Source organism: Mycoplasmopsis agassizii (assembly GCF_002276225.1).
Taxonomy (GTDB): Bacteria; Bacillota_I; Bacilli_A; order Mycoplasmatales; family Metamycoplasmataceae; genus Mycoplasmopsis_B; species Mycoplasmopsis_B agassizii_A.
On the sequence record NZ_NQNY01000001.1, the window covers coordinates 15,833 to 36,290 of the forward strand.

General features: G+C 28.0%; 19 protein-coding genes and 2 tRNA genes. 8 read left to right on the forward strand and 13 right to left on the reverse strand.

Going from position 1 to position 20,458, the window contains the following annotated elements; genetic code table 4:
• Window positions 1-41: 41 nt before the first annotated feature.
• The 4 genes from CJJ23_RS00055 to CJJ23_RS00070 form a co-directional block, all read right to left on the reverse strand.
• Window positions 42-305 carry an HPr family phosphocarrier protein gene (locus tag CJJ23_RS00055; protein WP_084232142.1) on the reverse strand — a complete coding sequence of 88 codons (264 nt, stop codon included), beginning with the start codon at window positions 303-305 and terminating at the stop codon, window positions 42-44.
• Window positions 306-387: 82 nt separating this feature from the next.
• On the reverse strand, window positions 388-846 hold the full coding sequence (locus tag CJJ23_RS00060) for a hypothetical protein (protein WP_095334385.1): 459 nt from the start codon (window positions 844-846) through the stop codon (window positions 388-390).
• A 101-nt stretch (window positions 847-947) separates the two neighbouring features.
• The gene (locus tag CJJ23_RS00065; protein ID WP_095334386.1) at window positions 948-1,613 is read right to left on the reverse strand and encodes a uracil-DNA glycosylase; all 666 of its coding nucleotides are present in this window, start codon (window positions 1,611-1,613) and stop codon (window positions 948-950) included.
• Window positions 1,594-1,947 carry a hypothetical protein gene (locus CJJ23_RS00070; RefSeq protein ID WP_084232145.1) on the reverse strand — a complete coding sequence of 118 codons (354 nt, stop codon included), beginning with the start codon at window positions 1,945-1,947 and terminating at the stop codon, window positions 1,594-1,596. Before CJJ23_RS00070 ends, CJJ23_RS00065 begins: the two co-directional genes overlap by 20 nt.
• A 103-nt stretch (window positions 1,948-2,050) precedes the next feature.
• On the opposite strand from CJJ23_RS00070, the gene CJJ23_RS00075 reads away from it, so the two are divergent.
• Window positions 2,051-2,563 carry a hypothetical protein gene (locus CJJ23_RS00075; protein ID WP_095334387.1) on the forward strand — a complete coding sequence of 171 codons (513 nt, stop codon included), beginning with the start codon at window positions 2,051-2,053 and terminating at the stop codon, window positions 2,561-2,563.
• 109 nt (window positions 2,564-2,672) lie between these two features.
• On the opposite strand, the gene CJJ23_RS00080 is transcribed toward CJJ23_RS00075, so the two are convergent.
• From CJJ23_RS00080 to CJJ23_RS00100, 5 genes are all read right to left on the reverse strand, one after another.
• Entirely contained in the window at window positions 2,673-2,981 is a 309-nt protein-coding gene (locus tag CJJ23_RS00080) for a thioredoxin family protein (RefSeq protein ID WP_095334388.1), read from the reverse strand.
• 136 nt (window positions 2,982-3,117) lie between these two features.
• On the reverse strand, window positions 3,118-3,426 hold the full coding sequence (locus CJJ23_RS00085; protein WP_095334389.1) for a thioredoxin family protein: 309 nt from the start codon (window positions 3,424-3,426) through the stop codon (window positions 3,118-3,120).
• Window positions 3,427-3,444: 18 nt separating this feature from the next.
• Window positions 3,445-4,914 carry a proline--tRNA ligase gene (gene proS / locus CJJ23_RS00090; RefSeq protein ID WP_095334390.1) on the reverse strand — a complete coding sequence of 490 codons (1,470 nt, stop codon included), beginning with the start codon at window positions 4,912-4,914 and terminating at the stop codon, window positions 3,445-3,447.
• A gap of 121 nt (window positions 4,915-5,035) precedes the next feature.
• Window positions 5,036-5,110, reverse strand: a tRNA-Gln gene (locus CJJ23_RS00095).
• A gap of 3 nt (window positions 5,111-5,113) precedes the next feature.
• Window positions 5,114-5,197 (reverse strand) — tRNA-Tyr (locus tag CJJ23_RS00100).
• Between the two features lie 704 nt (window positions 5,198-5,901).
• On the opposite strand from CJJ23_RS00100, the gene CJJ23_RS00105 reads away from it, so the two are divergent.
• The 7 genes from CJJ23_RS00105 to CJJ23_RS00135 all read left to right on the forward strand — a co-directional run bounded on the left by CJJ23_RS00105 (window position 5,902) and on the right by CJJ23_RS00135 (window position 14,778).
• A complete protein-coding gene (locus tag CJJ23_RS00105) occupies window positions 5,902-6,882 on the forward strand; it encodes a hypothetical protein (RefSeq protein ID WP_095334391.1) in 981 nt (326 codons plus the stop codon).
• A gap of 14 nt (window positions 6,883-6,896) precedes the next feature.
• Window positions 6,897-7,721 (forward strand): hypothetical protein, encoded by an 825-nt coding sequence (locus CJJ23_RS00110; RefSeq protein ID WP_143823590.1) that lies wholly within the window; start codon window positions 6,897-6,899, stop codon window positions 7,719-7,721.
• A gap of 71 nt (window positions 7,722-7,792) precedes the next feature.
• Window positions 7,793-8,638, forward strand: coding sequence for a hypothetical protein (locus CJJ23_RS00115; protein ID WP_095334393.1), 846 nt, complete (start codon window positions 7,793-7,795; stop codon window positions 8,636-8,638).
• A 49-nt stretch (window positions 8,639-8,687) separates the two neighbouring features.
• Window positions 8,688-9,497 carry a hypothetical protein gene (locus CJJ23_RS00120; RefSeq protein ID WP_095334394.1) on the forward strand — a complete coding sequence of 270 codons (810 nt, stop codon included), beginning with the start codon at window positions 8,688-8,690 and terminating at the stop codon, window positions 9,495-9,497.
• A 212-nt stretch (window positions 9,498-9,709) separates the two neighbouring features.
• Window positions 9,710-11,131: a hypothetical protein gene (locus CJJ23_RS00125; protein WP_095334395.1), complete on the forward strand. Its 1,422-nt coding sequence runs from the start codon at window positions 9,710-9,712 to the stop codon at window positions 11,129-11,131.
• A gap of 15 nt (window positions 11,132-11,146) precedes the next feature.
• Window positions 11,147-12,376 carry a hypothetical protein gene (locus CJJ23_RS00130; protein ID WP_095334396.1) on the forward strand — a complete coding sequence of 410 codons (1,230 nt, stop codon included), beginning with the start codon at window positions 11,147-11,149 and terminating at the stop codon, window positions 12,374-12,376.
• A 176-nt stretch (window positions 12,377-12,552) separates the two neighbouring features.
• Window positions 12,553-14,778: an MYPU_1760 family metalloprotease gene (locus CJJ23_RS00135; protein WP_095334397.1), complete on the forward strand. Its 2,226-nt coding sequence runs from the start codon at window positions 12,553-12,555 to the stop codon at window positions 14,776-14,778.
• A gap of 40 nt (window positions 14,779-14,818) precedes the next feature.
• On the opposite strand, the gene CJJ23_RS00140 is transcribed toward CJJ23_RS00135, so the two are convergent.
• From CJJ23_RS00140 to mnmG, 4 genes are all read right to left on the reverse strand, one after another.
• On the reverse strand, window positions 14,819-17,062 hold the full coding sequence (locus CJJ23_RS00140; RefSeq protein WP_095334398.1) for an MAG1360 family OppF-related protein: 2,244 nt from the start codon (window positions 17,060-17,062) through the stop codon (window positions 14,819-14,821).
• 9 nt (window positions 17,063-17,071) lie between these two features.
• The gene (locus CJJ23_RS00145; protein WP_143823591.1) at window positions 17,072-18,076 is read right to left on the reverse strand and encodes an ECF transporter S component; all 1,005 of its coding nucleotides are present in this window, start codon (window positions 18,074-18,076) and stop codon (window positions 17,072-17,074) included.
• A gap of 95 nt (window positions 18,077-18,171) precedes the next feature.
• A complete protein-coding gene (locus tag CJJ23_RS00150; RefSeq protein WP_095334400.1) occupies window positions 18,172-18,615 on the reverse strand; it encodes a 23S rRNA (pseudouridine(1915)-N(3))-methyltransferase RlmH in 444 nt (147 codons plus the stop codon).
• Window positions 18,605-20,440, reverse strand: a complete 1,836-nt coding sequence (gene mnmG, locus CJJ23_RS00155) for a tRNA uridine-5-carboxymethylaminomethyl(34) synthesis enzyme MnmG (protein ID WP_095334401.1) — start codon at window positions 20,438-20,440, stop codon at window positions 18,605-18,607. The genes CJJ23_RS00150 and mnmG overlap by 11 nt, the downstream gene beginning before the upstream one ends.
• Window positions 20,441-20,458: the final 18 nt, after the last annotated feature.

The following is a 20,458-nucleotide window of genomic DNA, read 5'->3' on the forward strand; positions in this document are numbered from 1 at the left end:
GCACATTCCTGCTTTGTTTTTTTATCTTCATAATCCTGAAACTAAATCATTTTTTCAGAAAGCATTAAGTTTTTAATTCCGGCAATCGCTGCTTTAGCATCTTCACCTTCAGCAGTAATTTCAAATGAATCATTTTGCTTAATTCCTAATGACATTAAATTCATAATTGATTTTAAGTTTGATTCACGACCGTTTGCTTTAATCTTAATTTCTGATTTATATTTAGCAGCTTCTTTAGTTACTAAAGAAGCAGGTCTAGCATGTAGACCAATAGGATCGATAACGGTTGCGTTAAATTTTTCCATAACTACCATTATAATACAAAACTAGCCTTTAAAGAAATAAAAAGTCTTGCCATGTGAAAAAAATGGCAAAACTTTTCACATTCTAGCGAATTTTGGGCTTTTTGTCTTTAAAGCCTTTGAAATCTTTTTGCAGTTTTTTAAAGAAGTCATCTTTTTCAGGTCCTTGAGGAAGATTTGATAACTGATTAACTGAGTTCTTAAATTTATCCATGTAGCTTTGGTATTCATCATCTTTGATGTGCTTTTTATTTTGAGCTAGAAAATCTTCAAAATCAGTAAGCTGTTTTTCTAGTTTATTTTTAGCTTCTTGAATTTGCTCAGGTGTTAAATCACTACCTTTTGCTTCAAGTTCATTGATAGAATTATTTAATAAATCTTCTAAATCACTTGCGTAAACATTGTAGCGAGTGTTGACTTTATCTGCCAAAATAACTTGTTCAGAACTGCGCACATCTTGGCTACAAGCAACAAAAGTAATAACTGCTGCTGAGACTGTCGCAACTAGTGTTGTTGCAAAAATAAATTTTTTCTTCAATTTCATAACTACTTCCTTTTTCACTAGGCTAAATTTTAAAGTAATTGCATAAAAAGTTAACGTTTTAAATTATTTTTTCAAAATTTGCAAAAAATTATGAAAAAAGACTATTTTATCGACCAGTCAATTGGGGTTTTATTGAGTTTTTCTAGTTGCTGATTAATTAATAAGAACCACTCATAGTCAAAAAAACCACGCCTTGCACTAAGGGGCGAAGGATGAAAACCACTTAAAATATAGTGCTTATTTTGATCAAAATGCTGCTCATATTTTTTGGAATAATTGCCCCATAAAACGACAATTAAGTTGTCATAATTATCGTTTAAATATCTTAAAACTTTATCAGTTCAGCGTTCTCACCCGATATTAAAATGTGAACTACTTTTAGCTTCTTCGATTGTTAAAATTGTATTTAGAAGCAAAACTCCTTGCTTTGCTCAGGCACTTAAATTATGATGATTTAGCTCAATTTCTGGATAAGAAGTCTTGATTGACTTATAAATATTTCTCAAACTTGAAGGTATTTTTTCACTATTTGAACTAAAAGCAAGTCCATGAGCATCACGTTTTTTAGGGTAAGGTTCTTGCCCTAAAATGATCACTTTTAAGTTATCGCTGTCACAAAGTTCAAATGCAGAAAAAAGATCTTTTTCTGCGGGAACTAAAGATGATTGCTGATAAAGATTGTGGATTTTTTCATAAAAAAATAAAATCTCTTGATCTGTTTTTAAAAACTTATCAAGAGATTTTCAACTATTTGCTAGATTGTACATCTTTCTCTAGTTGTTTTTTGTAATAGCTGACAACACCTTTAACATCATCAGAATTAGTTCGATAAAACTGATCAATTTCTTCTTTTGAAACTGGAATGTTAAGTAAGTATTTTAAATTATTTGAAAGATTTTCGCTATTGATAGCTAGTTGTAAATCATCAAATCCTTTTAAAGTAGCATATTTAATTAATTCTAAAACAAAGGTTTTAGTAATTTTTTTCTTTGCTCACTCTCTTGAAACTGACTCATACATTGTTTTTAATAGTTTGATATCTTTTTCATTAACTAAAGCGATTGAGCCTTTTGAATAAAATTCATGTTCGACAAAATTCATATTACTCCTAAAATATTTAAATTATAATTATTTTTGCACAAAAACATTATAATTTAAAAAACTTCAATGTTGATATAAACAATTTATTTTTAAAAAGGAACTTATGAAAAAGAAAACAATCACTCTCTTTTTATTTGCAGGAGCAGCTGTTTTTACAGCAGGAGCAATAGCAGCAGGTGTTGCTATTTCCTCAAAAGAAAGAAATACTTTAGAGCATTTAGCAGAGGTACAATCAGAACAAGCAGTTTATTTGAATGAATATAATAACCCGATATTCACTCCTGCTTTTGTCGTAACTTTCACGCCATTTGTTAATGATAATAGTGCAAACTTTAATGCTGAACAATTAAAAACTGCTTCTAACTATAAAATCACACCTTTTCCTGATTCAACTTGAGCAAAATTAGTTGCTTTAAATGATGGTTACACAGCAGAAATTTCAAGCATAAAAGTTAATACAAATAACACAGTACAAGTTGTTGTAAGCCTTAAAAAAGATGGTGAAAAACGAGATGTACAAACCTTTGTAAAACAAGGTCTTCCTACTGTAGCTAATAAATCAGAAGGTGCTGGAGCAATCTGAAGAACCGACTTTAATAAAGCAGCAACTAGTTAGAATAAATTTCAAAAAATATAATTACGAGTTCATTCGAACTCGTTTTTTTATTCTTTAAAAGACATAAAAAAAGTTGCCAAAAGGCAACTATTTATATAGGTTCAGTTTATTAAAGATTTTGATCTAGAATTGATTTAAAAGTATCTTTACCAGTGTAACCTACGATGGTTTTAATAATTATACCATCTTTGTAAATAAATGAAGTTGGTGTTCCTTGAATACCCATTTCGATTGCATATTCACGGTCTTGATCAACATCAACGTGGTAAACAGTAACTTTGTCACCGTATTCTTCACCTAAAGCTCTTAGAACAGGTTTAAGCATTTTACATGGTCCACATCAAGTTGCGTGGAAGTTGACTACTTTAAGTCCTTTATCTAAGTCTTTAATATCTTTTTTAGTAACGTCAAATACCATAATTGACTCCTTTAATAAATTTGTTTATATTTTAATATTAGCACTTTTAAAAAGTTGTGATGCTTTTTCCTTAAAAATTACTAAAAAGTCTGCAAATTGAATGTTTTTTTGCAGTTTTTTCACTTTTTGCAAATTTCTAGATAAATTTATTTACTAAATCGAAGAACTCTCCGCGTCTTGTGTAACCGATAATTTTGTTTAAAATTTGTCCATCTTTTACTAAAAAAGTTAATGGCACATGGTCAATGCGTAAATCCTTACTTCAAGCAGTTTCTTTGTTGCTATCAATTTTATAAATACGTACATTACTTAAAACTGCAATTTCTTCCATGATTTTTTGTGTAAAAATACATGGTCCACAGTTATCTGAATAAAAGTATAAAAGTGAAACGCCTTCTTGAACTTGGCGTTCTACTTCTTCACGAGATAAGTTTTCATATATCATAATTAGTCTCTTTTCTTTTTAATAAGCTTTTGCAAAAACGACATGTCTTCGTGTTAAATTACCACACATTGAGCAAGGTTTTTTAATTTGATCTGCATCAAACATGTCTTCTTTATCATCAGAAACTAGAATTAATCTAGCTGTTGCTCCTGATGTTTCTTGAATTAATTCTTCTTTTTCATTACCACAGCAAAAAGGTGCAACTGCTCATTTATAAGCATTTGTTGCTGCAATAATTTCATCAAAATTAGTGCATTTTATGAGGTTATCATTTAGTCTTTTTCTGGCACTTTCATACAAGTTGTCATGAATATCTTTGATCAGATCTTTTAAAATATTTTTCAGTTCTGATTGCTTCACAACTTTCTTTTCTAGAGTATCTCTTCTGACTAAAGTAACTGAATTTTGTTCAAAATCACGAGGTCCAACTTCAATTCTAATAGGGATACCTTGGATTTCGCTTTCAGAAGCTTTATAACCTATAGAAGAATCTGAATAGTTAGTTCTTACTCTGTAAATATTGGTAATGCTTTTTTCAATATTTCGAATATAGTTATCTAAATTAATATCTAATTTAGGATTAAAACTGAGTAAATCAATTTGTGTAGGGGCAATGTAAGGTGGAATAATTAGTCCCCGATCATCTCCATGTGTCATGATTAAAGCACCAATAATTCTTGTTGACATTCCCCAAGAAGTTTGATAAGCGTATTCAATTTCATTAACTTCATTTTTGAATTTGATGTCAAAAGGTTTTGAAAAATTTTGTGCTAGGTAGTGGCTGGTTGCACTTTGTAAAGCTTTTCCATCTTTCATCATTGCTTCACAAGTGTAGGTTGAACAAGCACCTGCAAATTTTTCTCTAGGTGTTTTCTTGCCAATCATTACAGGAATTGCAAAATATTTTTTAAAGATTTTTTCTTGCAACTTATGCATCTTAGTAGTCATGCGGCGAGCATCAAGTGCTTGGCTATGAATTGTGTGACCTTCTTGCCATAAAAATTCAGTAGTTCTTAAAAAAGGATTAGTTGTTTTTTCTCAGCGAATAACATTTGCTCACTGATTAGCCATGATTGGATAGTCTTTATAAGAATGTGAATTATTGGCAAAATATTTACAAAATAAAACTTCACTAGTTGGTCTTGCATAAATATGCTCTGTTAATTTCTTATCACCAACTTGCGTAACTGTTGCTAATTCAGGAGCAAAGCCTAGGATATGATCACTTTCTAAATCCATCAATGATTTAGGAATGAACATTGGAAAATACATGTTAGGAATATTGAGTTTTTTTAGTTCTTTGTTAAAAATTTCTTGGAAGCGTTCTCAAATACCATAGGCATTAGGTTTAATGATAACAGTGCCACGAACTGGTCCATATTCAATTAATTTACCATTAACAACAACATCAGTATACCACCTTGCAAAATCTTCACTTTGTGGAGTGATCTTGTTTAAAACTCTTTTTGAATTTGTTTGTTGACTCATATTTCCCTTTTACTTGATTTTTTTAATAATTATACTAATAAAGTGGTTTTTTGATTGATAAAAAGGCCCCTAACTTAGTAAGAGCCTTAAACTATCATTTTTCAGTCGCTTTTTAGCGATTTGGCTGCCCCAGTTAGATTCGAACTAACGAATGCTGGTACCAAAAACCAGTGCCTTTCCACTTGGCGATGGGGCAAAATGGTGGAGGGGGAGGGATTCGAACCCCCGAACTCGAAAGAAATGGGTTACAGCCACCTGCATTTGGCCACTTTGCTACCCCTCCAGATTTTGCGACATTTTCACTTACTAATAAGTGCAAATGCTTATTAATTATATGCTATCAATTTGAAAATTTACGAATTTTTTGAAAAAATATTTTGCTGTTTTTTAGTTGTATTTTTGCTTAGTTGTTATTTAAGAATGACAGTGTTTTATCGGTTAAAACTGAAAAATTTTTGCAGACCTAAAAAATTTTTATATTTTTTTTACAAAATCATTATGATATAAGTGTAAAAGTGAAAATATAATAACTTTTGCAATTCAATTATGAAAGGATTTAATATGTATAAAAACAGTTTATTAGTATTAAAACCTTTAGTGAGTTTAAGACCCATTTCAGGTTTAAATACAAAAACAACAATCATTACTTATAAATTTTCAAATATTAATATTTTGATTCTGCGAATTAATAAGTAAGTATTTTTGTTCTTTTTTTAGAAACGGAAATGTAAAGAAATAATAATATTTTTTACTGTTTAGGCTAAATTAATAATCAATAAATACTTTTAAAGCAAAAGCTCTAAGGGTAATTTTATTCTATTCTTTAAAACTAGTTGATATGACAACACAATTTAAATAATACAAAAATTAACTAGATTCCTATCGATAAGAAGGACAAATTCAACACAGGTTTAAATGTGAAATTTGAAAAACCTGTAATTTAAATATTGCAAAATTTAGCAATAAATTTCGAATATAGGAGAAAACATGAAAAAATCTAAATTTAAAAAATTATTTACAGGATTGACCTTAGCATCCTCTTTTGTTGCTTTGGTTAGTACTGTGAGCACTGTCTCTATGTCAGTGTTTCAAAGAATACCCGAGGTTGAAAAACAACTTACTCTTTTAGAAAAAGATGACTCTCGTTTAGTTAGTCTTTATCAAGATATTGAAAAGGAAGGAGGTTTTGAAAAAAGTAGTTTTTCAAGAGAATTATTCAAAGATACAGACCTGACATCAAATCAAAAATCAAAAGCAAAAAACATTTTATCGCAGGTTTACAAGCTTACACAAACAGAAAACTGAAATTGAGAAGATGTATCTAACTTGTTGAAGGATAACGGGATTTCTTACCAAGATAATCAAAAAAAAGGACATTTAACATTAAATCATCCTGAAAAAGCTTCAATCCCTAGCAGACCTCCGAGTATATCACACTATCCAATTAGAGATAGATATGTATACCAGTCAGTTTGAAACATAGATTGAAAAAAATGATCAATTATGAAAAAAGTAATAGTCGATTTTGCAGAAAGCCTAAAATTCTTTATTGCTACCTCAGCTGTTAAGTCAGCTTTATCAGTAATTACAGCGGTTTTGGGATCACCATTTTTTGGGTTTGTATCATTCGCAACTGGCATAGCAAGTGTAACAACAGGGATAATTTTGCATAATAAAATAAATGACCTCCTAATAAAAATGGCAAGAATAGAGAATGGATCAAGAGAGCCAAAAAAATTAGCACGTCATTACTGAGAATATCGAAGCATCTTAAACGATGTATATCAAGAAACAGAATCTAATATGTATGCTGCGATTTCAGCTATGCCTTTTTCAATTTTTCACGCTAGTTCTATGGCAGGTTTTCAAACAAGAATTCAACTTCACTTAGGAGAAATACATAAATGGTTTGATTACGAAGCAGTTTTAGATTTTTCAAGCATTAGTGCTAGAGAAAACAAATGATAATCAATAGTGAGCTTTTGAGTATTCAATTACAAGCATCACAAAAGTTTTACATAATCTTTGTACCTATTTTAACTGGAGCAAGTTTTTTACTTTACATTTGATTCTGAACATTTTTTGTAAGAAGAAATCGAAAACTATTTTTAAAAAAAACTAATTTATCAATAGATTTCATTAACTATGCAAAGGATTCAACATATAGAAGACATGTTGCTCATTTTTCTTTGATGTTATTTGCTATAAATTTGCTTGAACTTGTTATTGCTTACGCTGTAACTTATTATGATCCTGATATCTTTAGTAATTCAACTATCTATGAAATTAGAAATTATTTAACCACTTTAGTAGTTCTCTTAGGATTAATTGCACTAGCAAATATGTTGCTTTTTACTTTAATCTCTGGAATTACAAGTTTTATACTTTATAAAAAAGAACCTATTTCTGGTCGTGAAATAACCTTTGATATTGAAAAGTTAAAGCAATTTTCACAATATAATGAAAACCCTATAAAAAATGCAGATGCAGCTTCTTCTTCAAATAGCATTTTCGGTTCTTGATTATTCTTTAGTTTCATAATTGAACTATTTTTCTGATGACCTGTAATTTATGTTGGTTTCAAAACCAAGAATTTCCATGAAAGAATTGGCGAAATACCAAAATGAAATGTCAGTGAAGAAAAAAAATTTGAATTAATTATTTACAACTTATCATTAATGGCAAATTACCTTTGGTATAGCCATATCTTTTTTACAAGCAAACATAAACTTGCACAAGTAAGAGGCTGATTAAATATTTATATTAGAGAAGCTGAGCGAAATGGTTTTATTTTTCCAACTAAATAATAAAAAAAACTGCTTATAAATTAAAATATAACTATTTAAAAATAATTATCTAATCTGATTAAAGGAAAATTATGCAAACAACTGAAGCATTGCAATTAGCGGTAAATCAAAGATTTTATTTACTATTTATACCTGTTTATATAGGTGTAAATATTTTGCTTTACTTATGATATTGAATCTTTTTTATTAAGCGAAATGAAAAGCTAATTCCTAATAAGACTGGTTTAACTATTAATTTTTTAAACTATGCAAAAGATGCAACTTATAAGCGACACCTATTATATTTTAGTTTAATGTCCATTGCTCTTAACATATATTTAGTTATTATTTCTATACTTGTTGTTTATAACGAGATAAGTTTTTTTACTGATGCTGTGGAAGCTCAAGTAGTAACAATTAAATATGATCTTTATATTAATGCTGCAATTCTTATTCCTATTTTGTTAACAGTCTCAATAATATCTATTGGAATAGCAGCACTTATAAACCACTTACTTTATAAAAAACAAAAGAAATCTGATGCAGTTACAAATTATGATTTTGAATCCTTAAAAAAGTTTTGCGATTACCATAAAGAAGGCTTGAATAGATGAGATAGTTTTGAAAACTTAAAAAATCCTTTTGATGCTTTTTATCTTGTATGTCTATTTATATGAATTTTTTGACTGCCTTCAATTTATGCACCAAGTAAAATAAAAAGAATTTTGGAGAAAATTAAAGATATTAAAAGTCAGCAAATTAGTGATGAAGAAAAGCGTAAATTAATTGCTTATAATTTGTCACTAGCAACAAATTATCTTTGATATGGATATATTTTTTATTTAAAAAGTTTCAAGATTAGTAAATTGAAAATATACTTAAGTATTCTTATTAGAGAAGCTGAACAAGAAGAGTTTATTTTAGAATCTATAAATTAAGAAAAAATACTTTTTACTTTTAAAAGTAAAAAGAGAAAGAGATTAACTTATGAATCAAAATCAATTATGAATAAATCAAATCCAAAGTTATTTTTATATTATTGCAATTGTTACCTTGGCAGGCTTGCAGTTTTTACTATATTTATGATTCTGATTTTTGTTTGTAAGAACAAATGAAAAAATCATTTTAACTAAAACAAATCTACCTCAATCATTCATAAATTTTTCTTATAAAAGAGTTTATGCACGCCATAATAATCATGTTTTACTTTGAACAATCGCGCTATTTATTTTAACAATTGTAATTGCTTTATTTTATGCACTAGCTGTCAGAGCATCTGATAATAGTGATGTTTTAAATATTTATTTTCAACACTTTGGTTTATTTTTACCTATGGGTATAGGAGTTACAATAGTATCAATTATTGTCTCTCTAGTTACAAGTAAAATTTTATTAATGCGCAAAAAAGCACCTGATGAAAATGCAACAATTGATCTGAATTTAATAACTAAATTTGCAGATATTAATCCTGATGAATATGAACCTTTTTCTAATAATCTCTACTTTGGAGCTAGAGTTTTTATCTTTCTTTGATGATTGCCTTCTTTTTATGCTTCAACCAAAATAAAAGATAGTATTAGTCTAGCTAAAATTATCAGTAATAAAGGTTATGACAATCAAACTAGAGATCAAAAGCTAATTCAGGAAATGTCTTATATAACTAATTACCTTTGATACAACTTTGTTTTCTTCACTAAAAATTTCAAAATTGAAGTTATTAAACAAACATTAGCAACAATTCTTGTTGAAGTCAATAAAGATAAAGTTTTAACTATAGAAGGTAAACCTAAAGAGTAAATAATTGATACAATAAATAAGCAACAATCACATACACCTTATCCGTTTTTGGATAAGGTGTATGTTTTTTTATTATTATTTTTTTAGATAATTACTATTTAACTAGATTAAAACTACTAAAAAGTCGTTTTTAACCGCTTTTTAGTAACTAAAGGTCACTCTTTTAAGTTATGATGATTAAAATCAATTATGTAAAAAAGAATATATAAATTATGAAATTAAAAACTAAACTAGGTCTATTTTCACTTGTTACAGTTGCTTCGGCAGCAACTGTAACATTAATAGCATGTTCACCAAGTACAGTTGTTACTAACCCACCAGTTGAACCAATTTTAACTCCACCTATGGGGGGGGGTTCAGATTTAGATCCTTCTAAAACTGACACACCTAAAGATAGCAAACAATCTGACACTAATACAGATAACTCTAACAACAATAACCAAACTGAGCAAGGTAATTCTGAAACAGAAACACCTTCTCAGGTACATAATGATAACTCTCAGAATCAAGATTCTGATTCTTCAACTAAAAATAGTGAAGAATCAGGTAATAATGATTCTCAAACAGATTCTAAACAATCCGATAGTTCACAAGAGCAAGAATCTTCTCAAAATAATAATGATAGTTCTCAAAATCATGAAACAGATACTTCAAATAAAGATAGCGAAGAATCAAATATAGATTCTAAACCATCTGATAGTTTGCAAGGTCAAGAAGCTATTCAGAATAATAATGACAATCAGCAAAATGGAGAGCAATCTACTTCAAAAAAAGATACTTCTTCTGAAAAGGAAATAAATGGTTCTCAGGAAGAAAAAACATCTCAAGAAAATGATAATCAAGAAACTAAAAATTCTGGTTCATCTGGCCCACAAGTAGAAAATGATGATCCAAATAAAAACCATCAACTAGATAATTCTAATGAAGATACTCCAACTCAAAAGGATGGTGGTGATTTTGATAATAACTCAAATAATGATCAAGATATTTCAAGTTCTGATACAGGTGAAACTGATGGTAATTCATCAGAAAATGAAAAAAGTGATTTAAGCGATCAAGAAGGTAATTCTGAAACAAATGATTCAAAGGGTGATCTTGCAGAAAATAGTGATGAATCAAATAAAGATAGCATAGATAATAAAAATGATGATAAAGGTGCAGAAGTAATTACACCTTCAGAATCTAAAGAGCCTGAAACGCTTCCTTTTAGAAGATTAAATAATGAATTTAGAGATGGTTTTTCCCTTAAGCATGTTGGATGAAAAGACAATAGAGTCAACGATTGGAATGATGGTGTTAGCATTACTTATAAAAATTGAAACTCAGGTATTCAGTACGCTGTTTGACCAAACAGTGGGCGAACAACTTCAATTAGTCCATATGATGGAGCAGATGACACAGGTTGAGCTCGATGGAGCAATAACAAGAGTGATTATTATTACCATTTCTTCAATAACAAAACAATTAAAGAGTTAAATGAATATTTATTTGAACACCTTAACTTTGCAGTTGAAATAATGGATCTTAAACAAATAATTTTTAATCATACTGACAAGCGAGAAACAACCTTTGACCGTAAAAAAGGAGTTCTTTATATAAACAATACAAACAATTTAGAAACCAATCTAAAGTAAGCAACCGAGAAAAGATTGCAAGAAACACTATCAATAATACAAGAAGTATTAATTGATGATATGCTGAATCTTTTTTCTATTAAACTAGGTAATTCTTCACATCCTTGAAAAGGAGAAAAGATCGATAATAAGGAAAGTATTTATATAGCCTATAATAATTACTCACACTATGATGAAGATAGTATCTCTAAACCGTTATCTTACGACAAGTTTGATAAAAAATTTGTTGACTCATTTTTAGAAATATTAAATCTTCAATTTAATGAGTTAAATAATTCATATAAAGGTGGAGACCCAAATTTACATGGTAGTTTGAGTTTCATAGGTAAAGATTTTAGTGCCAGCGAGTTATTTTTAATAGCTAACGGTGATCCTAGAAGCAAAGAAGTAAAAGATCTAGTAAAAGAATTTGGTTATAAAGAATATTTTATTGAAAGAGATGATGAAGTCTACAGATACGATATTAGAGATGTACGATGACATTTTTCACTTAAAAAACTATTAACTAAGTATTTTGCAAAAGTCTTTAGTACTCAAAATAAAAGTGAACCAAGTGAAAACATTAAAAAATTAATTATGGCTAATAGCCTTTATGGAGGAACCTTAGAAACTACTAATGGTGATGTTACTTTAGAAAATAAAGTAAAAGATTTATATAAACTATTTCTAGAAAAACTGAAACTTGACAATGAAATTAGTTACATGACTATTAAAAACAATGTTATAGAAAATTCAGAAAAATATGAATCAACTAAAACTATTAGTTATGATTTAGATTATGTAGGTTTTGGTGGTTACTTAAGTGTAGAAAAGGCTAAAACTTACAAAGGGTTAGTAATTAAAAAAGATGATAAATATGAACTAGCTAAGTTAAAATTAATCAATTTTAAAGATGATTACTCTGAAAACGATTTTCCTTTTAAAGCTAAACAGTCATTAGAAACTCAAGATTATTGAAATCCAAGTAATGCAATCAATAGTGAATTACTAGTTGCTTGGTTTGCTGAAGCATATGTCCATTTAGCAAACAGTAATGATGTAACTCTATATTTTTGAGATGATGCAAATATGGATCAATTGCTTCAGGATGATGAGTTAATCAATATAGTTAATAAATCAGATAAATTAATAGCAACCGATAAACGTTATTCACCAGATATTAGTAAATACAAAAATTATTCTATAGAAACTGTGGATTCAAAATTAAAAGTTGTTTTAAATAAAACTGATGTAGAGTTCAAGTAAAAATTAAAAAACATGCATTTTGCCCCTTTTTTGGCTACTTTTCATGTTTTTTACTTTCCTAAAACCACTAACTAAAATGCTACTGATTCAAAAAAGTACAAATTTTTTTATTTTTAACTGCTTTTTTATAATCAGTTTAAAATGCTTAGGACTTTAAAAAGGAACAATTAGTAGTTATGAAGATTAAAACTAAGATCAAATTATTTTCACTAGCTGGACTAGCAACTGTTGCTGGTGCAGCAACTTTAATAGCATGTTCAAATGGAGAATATACTCTAACTAAAGCAGATCCTGCTGTACCAGTTAAACCTTCAGATACTTCTACTCAGAACTCTCCTAATAATCCAGGAACTAATAATGGTTCAAATACTTCGGGAAATCCAACAAGTTCAGATACTAACGGTTCTGATACATCAGTTGGATCAGGTGCATCAAATAATAAATCAGGAACTGCTAGTGGTTCAAGTACAACTAAAGATACAGAAGGTTCTAAAAACCCTGCTACAGGCGAATCAGGTGACAATAAAACTAAAACAGAAGACACTAACAAGGATACAAAAGATAATCCTAATAATAATGTTAAAGAAAATCCTGGTTTAAGTAAAGTTATTCATGAACAAGGAACTGTTTCACCTTTAAAAACTTTAACTACGGAAAAGTTAAAAGGTGAAACATATGGTTATGCTCCGCATTATGAAGAATATCAACTATCTACTTCTAGTGAAAAACTAAAAAAATTAGTTTTTCAAGAAAGTAAATACGGAATCAAATATGTAGTCTTTCCAGTTAATGGTAAATACTATTTTGATGAGAAAACTATTTTAGACTTTAATGATTACTTGTTAAAACATTTAAATTACACTTCAGAAATTTTATATATCAGTGAATTAGTTTTTAATACACCTTTTACTAAGATGGAAGAAGCAAAAGGTTATTATACAACACCTGATAACCGTATTTATTTTGAAACTAATGATGAATTGTCTAGCGATAATAAATCATTAACAACAATTCAAAGAATTGAAAATATCTTTGGCACCTTGCAACATGAATATATCCATCATGTTGATAATGTTTATTTACGTTCCATTAAAGATGAAAAATCAGATCAAGTTTATAAGATTTATCAAAATCAAAGAAACTACGAAAATGATTTAGTAACGGCTAAAAGAACTGATTATCAACTTTATAATAAAGACTTTGTTAATGCATTTATTAAAAGCTTAAATTATGAATTTAATGAATTGAACAATTCATATAAAAACGAAAACTATAATAACCCTGAATTTAATTTTATTGGTAAATATTTCAGTGCAAGTGAATTATTTTTAATAGCTAATGGTAATCCTGAATCACCAGAAGTTGAAGCTCTAGTTAAAAAGTTCGGAAACAATAAATACGTTTTTAAAACTGAAAAAAGTAATTTAAATAGTGTTAAAGGTGCAAACAGAAATTCCAGTCAAGAATTTACTCTAACTGATATTCGCTACTACTATTCTTTATCTGAATTAATAGCTAGAGAATTTACTAAGATAGGAACAGCTTCAATTTTTACTCATGAAGTTGGAGATCAAAGTTTAAATATTTGAGGCAGACAATCATTTCAAGAAGAAAATCTTTACTACCCAAGCGTGTTTATGAGTGATTGAAGTAGAGCAGTTAAACTATTTTCAAACATTAATAAAAAATTAATCAGAAACGGTCGCCAAACAGTAACCAATCTTTCTGAAGGTTATGAATTTTTAGATCAATTTTCTTCATCCTTAATTATGGCTAATAGTGTTTATGGTGGTTCGCTAAAAACAACTAAAGGCGAAGCAATTTTAGAAAATAAAGTTAATGATTTATATAACGCTTATTTAAACGCTTTAGGTATTAATAATGAAATTAGCTTAATGTATATTAAAAATAATGCTACAGAATATGCTTCAGGAAAAAAAGAAAGATTTGAATCTGATACAGTTCGTTTTAGTGGTTTTTTAAGTTTAGAAAAAGCTAAAGCATATAAAGGTTTAGTAATTCAAAATGGAAGCAAATATGAAATTACTGACATTAAATTAATTAACTATAAAGATGATTATTCAGCAAGTGATTTTCCTTTTAAAGTTAAATCATCATTTACAAGTGATAATGATTTAAATCCAAATCAGACACTTAAAACTGAAACTTTAGTTTCATGATTTAGTGATGCATTTGTAAATTTAGCAAACAAGAATAATTCTAGTTTATACTTTTGAAATGATTTAAATAATGATGATTTATTACAAGAAAATGAATTAGTGAATGTAGTGAATAAATCAAATAAATTAGTTACATCACAAACTCCTTATTTAACTGCAGGAAGATGATATAACCTAGAAATACAAAATGGTGTTGTTAAAATTGTAACTAAATATAACTAGAATAAGACATATAAAAAAACTGCCTTTAAAAGCAGTTTTTTTATATGTCTACTAAAACAGTTTCTTCAATTATATCGGCGTTTTTTAAATCAACCATTTGAGTTTTTTCACCGTTACCATAGGTTAAATGAATAATTTCTTTAGGCACATAATTTATAACTTTTGTTGCATCAATTTTTGATCAGGTTATAAATTCATCTAGAGTTGAAAAAACTTTATGATTATCTTTAAAACTATGAAACGAAGGAATCTCTCCTGAATTAATAACTGTTTCACCAGTTTTAATTGAATCTTTTTTAACTGTTAAATTAGCAATTAAATATTTACTATAAGGGTGAATTGTATTTTTGATCACCTCTCGATAATCTCCAAATTCAATTGTTTTATTTTCATAATTAATAAATATATTATTAGCATGTTTTTTTAATAGTTCGCTAGTTTTATCTACTAGTATGAAACCAAAATTATTTTTTTGAATAAATTTTTTAATAAAATCAAAAATATGTTTTTGCTCTTCATGATTAAATTTTTGCGAATAATTTCTGGAAACAAATAAAAATGGTCTTGCATTTAATGATGTTTCTACAAAGGCAATTTTTTCTCTTTTTAAAGGTGATAGAGATTTAATTGTACTTAATAAATCTGAAATAGGAATTGCAAATTGTCCTGTTGCAGTAAGTACATTTTCAAGCAGCGCAAGTTGCTTAAAGTGCCGTAAATTCAGGGCTTTTGATTGAATTCTAAATAATTTTTTTCCGCTTGAAGCAATAGCAAAAAATTCATTAATTAGTAGTTCTAATTTTTTAACTTTGATTGCTTTTTCATTTGTTGTAAATCAATTATTTAATTCAGAATTTTTATATAAACAACTTTGAATATTTCTATTTGTTTTTGAAATTTCAGACTTATATTTTTTAACTAGAGTTAAGTATTTTTTACTTACATGATTTACATCTTCATAAACAAATTCTTTTTCTTTTAGGAATTCTTTTTTTCATTCAAAATCAATCATTTCACTAGTTAATTGATATTCAATTGTATTTAGATCTTTACCTATATAATTCTTTTCATATTTTTTAACTTTATGACTTTTGACTTCTTTTAATTTTCGCTTGAATTCTTTTTTTTCAAAATTCATGTTTCTGATATTTGACTTAGCAATTGAAACATATGATTTAATAATTTGAAAATCAAATTCTTCTTTAATTATTTTTTTAATTTTTTCAACTGTTACATCTTCTGGTTTTAAATTGAATAAATTATTATTTATAAATTCATAAATATATTCATAAACATTGACTTTTAAATCATTAAATTCATTTCCAGGAAGATGCATTAAATCACTCATTTCTGATTTTAAAAATAAGTAAAAATGCTTATGAATTAGCGCCAGTTTTAAATAAGTTATTTTTGATTCAGTTTGTCAAATTTTTCAATAAACTTTATAATTATTTTTAATCGTTTTTAAATATTTAATAAACTGTGTTTCAGAAATTTTTAGATTAAATAAAAAGTTTTTCTTTTCAAGTTGAAAGTTAGTTTTTAATCTGTTGATCTCTTCTAATTTTGCTATATATGAACGGTTGATTTTAGAAATCTTTTTTAACTCTTCTAACTTCTCTTTATAATTTTCGATTTTTTGTCCATCGACAACTAATAAGTCCTTATTAGAAATTGATTTTATTCTTGAATAAAATTGTCAATAGTTATTAATTGAATTTAAAATGTTTAGTAATAATTCAATTCTAATGTCATAAACTTTTTCAACAAACCCTTTAAAAAGTGCAGGATCAATTTTACGAGTAAAATCATGCTTAGAATTAAATTCAACTGATAAAGCAATTGCATCTGAAATATTTTTATTTAGATCATTAAAAACCATAATATATTTTTTTGCAAATAACTTGCGGTGATTTTTAGCTAGCTTTGTTAATGTTAAAAATCTAGATCAGCTTCATTTTGTTTTGCGTGCATTACTTAAAAAGTGATTAATGATTAATTCATCATCAGCTAGTTTATAAATTTCGCTATCTTCTAAAAAAGCAATTTCAGTTTTAGGTTTTTTAAGTAAATTGACAAAATTAAAATTTTCGTCAATAAAAAAACTACTCCCTTTAAATTTATTTAAAAGGTTTTTGTTTTTTAAAATTTCAAGATCTTCATCACCAACTAAAACATTAAACTCGCCACTTTTAGTTTCTAACCTAGAAATTTTTTTAATAGGTTTTTTATTATGACCAGAATCAAAATAAGTTAGATTTTCGATATAAATTTTTTTATTCATATTTCATAATTATAAATTAATTGATTTATTACGGTTAAGTAAATAGTTAATTACTTTTCAAGAGAAGTAGATAACAACCATATTAAATCATACCTTAATAGGAGCTGTAAAAATATGTTGTATCAGAGCCGGAACAAATTCAAGCCTTAAAACGTTAGAATCAGTATATGCTAGTAAATAAACCTGCACAGACTCTAAAATAACAGAAAATGAGATTATTGCACCTATGATTGAAAATTTCTCAAATTTCATTTTAAAGCGAGCGAATAAAATGAAAATGAAAATTGATACAAATCCTACACTTGTTAGAATAATTACATTAATTTGACTCTTTAAAAGTGACTTTTCAAATGTTGAAGGGTCGATCACTTCTAGAATAACCGTAATATTAATTGTTGCAGCTAGTCCGATAAAGAACCAAGTTGTGAATAAGTATATTCAACCTAGCATTTTTTCTGAATTAATTTTAGAATGAGCAACTTGCTTATCTAGCTTTTCAATTTGTGCTTTTCGCCATTTAATATTTCTATCAAGTTTAGTAATACGGTTAAGGTCGATCTCAATCGTTTTATTAAACTGCAATTCCTTTAATTCTTCTTTAATTGATTTAAGTCTACTTCGTTTATCAATTCAGTTTGTCAAGAATTTAAACAAAATTACTGAAACTAAACCTGGAACAAGTCCGTTGATTCCACTAACAAGTATGTAGCCTCAGTGGATATAAGATGGGATAAAGAGAATTGAGAGAATGTCAGCAATAATACCTATAAAAAATCCAATAATAGGTCCAAAGATAAAACCTGAGATTTTAATTGGCAAACCTGTAAAAGACAATTTATAGGAAGGGATTGAAGCGATCGGAATAATTGTGACCCCAATAATTGCTGCTGTAACTGATATAGATATCAAAATAGCCACAAAAGTAATTTTGCGGATTGATCAATATTTTTTGCTTGCTCTAAGATGAGCCTTCAAAAACTGCACGAATGGCATATGTAATATTTTTTCAAGCATTGTATAAATGATATATTTTTTCTAAGAAATAAAAAAGAAAAAAATTGTAAGTTATTTTGTTCCACATTTTTTTGCACAAAGCAACTTTTTCAAATTTACTTATGATATTTTGAATTATTTAGAATTGAAACCGCTCTATAAATTTGCTCAATTAAAACAATTCTAAATAACTGATGAGCGATTGTCATTTTGCTAAATGAGATAAAATTAATTCCGTTTTCTTTTAAAAGATTTTCATCCAAACCATTTGATGGACCAATGATAAAGGTGACATCTGCATAATTAATTTTTTTAGCAAATTGCTCACTTGTGAATTGTTCTCCACGAAATGTTAAATAAAAATTTCTGCTAGACTTATTTAATTTTGAAAGCAAAAAATTTGTATGTTTTTGCTTTTCAAAATCAATGTTTTCGTGGGGGGTTTCTTTTAGTTCAATTAAGTTAAAAGATACCTTCTTTTTTAATGAATTTTCAAAGTCGTTATAAAGCGTTTTTGAAGCAGAATTTAATGTTCCAAAAACAATTAAATTAACCTTCATGTTTTTGATTTACAACTGCATTTAAATAGAATAAAAGCATTTGAATATCAGCAGGATTTATGCCACTAATTCTTGAAGCTTGTCCAATATTTTCGGGCATGATTTTAATTAATTTTTGGCGTGCTTCTGTTGCTAAATTTGGAACGATTTGATAGTCAATATTTTTAGGAATTTTTAAGTTCTCTAAACGCTTCATTTTATCAGCAGCCAAGTTTTGTTTGTCGATGTAACCCTTTAATCTAATATTAATAATTAATTCATTTAAAAATTCAAAATCTGAAAAATCTTTACCATCAACATCTGGTCGAGAAAGTACTTGATAAAGGCTAACTCCATTTTCAATTTTGTATTTAATTGCACCTTCACTTTTTGATGAAATATAAACATTTTTAATGCGTTCAATTTCATTATTTATGGCTTCATATTTTGCTTCTACTTTTGCAATTTCTGCTTGACTTAAAAGCCCGGCTTTTTTTGCATATTTTAATAGTCTAATATCAACATTGTCATTTCTAAGAAGTAATCGATATTCGGCTCTGCTAGTTAACATTCGATAAGGCTCACTAGTTCCTTTTGTAATCAAATCATCGATTAAAACGCCGATATAACCATCGTTTCGGGAAATTACGATAGGTTCTTCATCTTTTAATTTTAAGGCTGCGTTAATGCCTGCAATCAATCCTTGAGCAGCTGCTTCTTCATAGCCACTTGTTCCATTTATTTGACCAGCAAAATATAAATTTTCTACTAATTTTGACTCTAAAGAATATTTAAGTTGTTGCACATCAATTGCATCATATTCAATCGCATAACCATAGACTTTTACGTTAGCATTTTTAAGCCCTGGAATTGTTCTAATTATTTTATCTTGAACCTCAATTGAAAAAGAAGTTGAAAGTCCATTTATGTACATAACATCTTGCTTAATTGTTTCAGGTTCAAAGAAAATTTGATGTCTTGATTTATCTTCAAATTTCATAATTTTATCTTCAATTGAAGGACAATATCTAGGACCAATTCCTTTAATTGTATCTGAATACATCGCACTCTCATGGATGTTCTCTTTGATGATTTTATGAGTCTCTTCATTGGTGTAAGTTAAGTAGCAAGAAATCTGTTCATTTAAGACATTTTTTGTTCTTGATGAAAAGCGTATATCTTGTAAATTTAAGACCTCTTTATCAACTTCATCAAAGTTAATACTATCGGTATAAATTCTTGCTGGTGTACCTGTTTTTAGGCGAATTAATTTAAAGCCTAATTGCTTTAAAGAATTTGATAAAGATGAAGATGTTCTTTCTTGATTTGGACCACTAGTTGTAATCTGTTTTCCACGGAAAATTTTACTATCTAAATATGTTCCGGTTGTTTGAATTACAACCTTAGTTTCAACATATCCATGTTTTTCAGATTCAACTCCTTTAATCTGATTATTTTCTACTTTATAAGATAAAACAAGATCTTCAATTACTGTAACATTTTCATGTTTTTCTAAATCAGCAGCAATTTCACTTGCATATGCTTCTTTATCAATTTGTGCACGAAGAGCTCTCACTGCAGGACCTTTTGATTCATTCAACATTTTTACCTGAATAGTATTGCGATCTGCATAATAACCTTGCACACCACCTAGAGCATCAATTTCTCTAGTTATAATTCCTTTAGCAGGTCCACCGATTGAAGGGTTACATGGCATGGCTGCTAATTTATTTTTATTTAAAGTAAATAATGCTACTTTAAAGCCGTTATTAGCTAGTGCTAGTGTTGCTTCAACACCAGCATGACCTCCACCAATTACGATTGCATCAAACATCTTTTTATTCATAGTTTATATTTTTACATG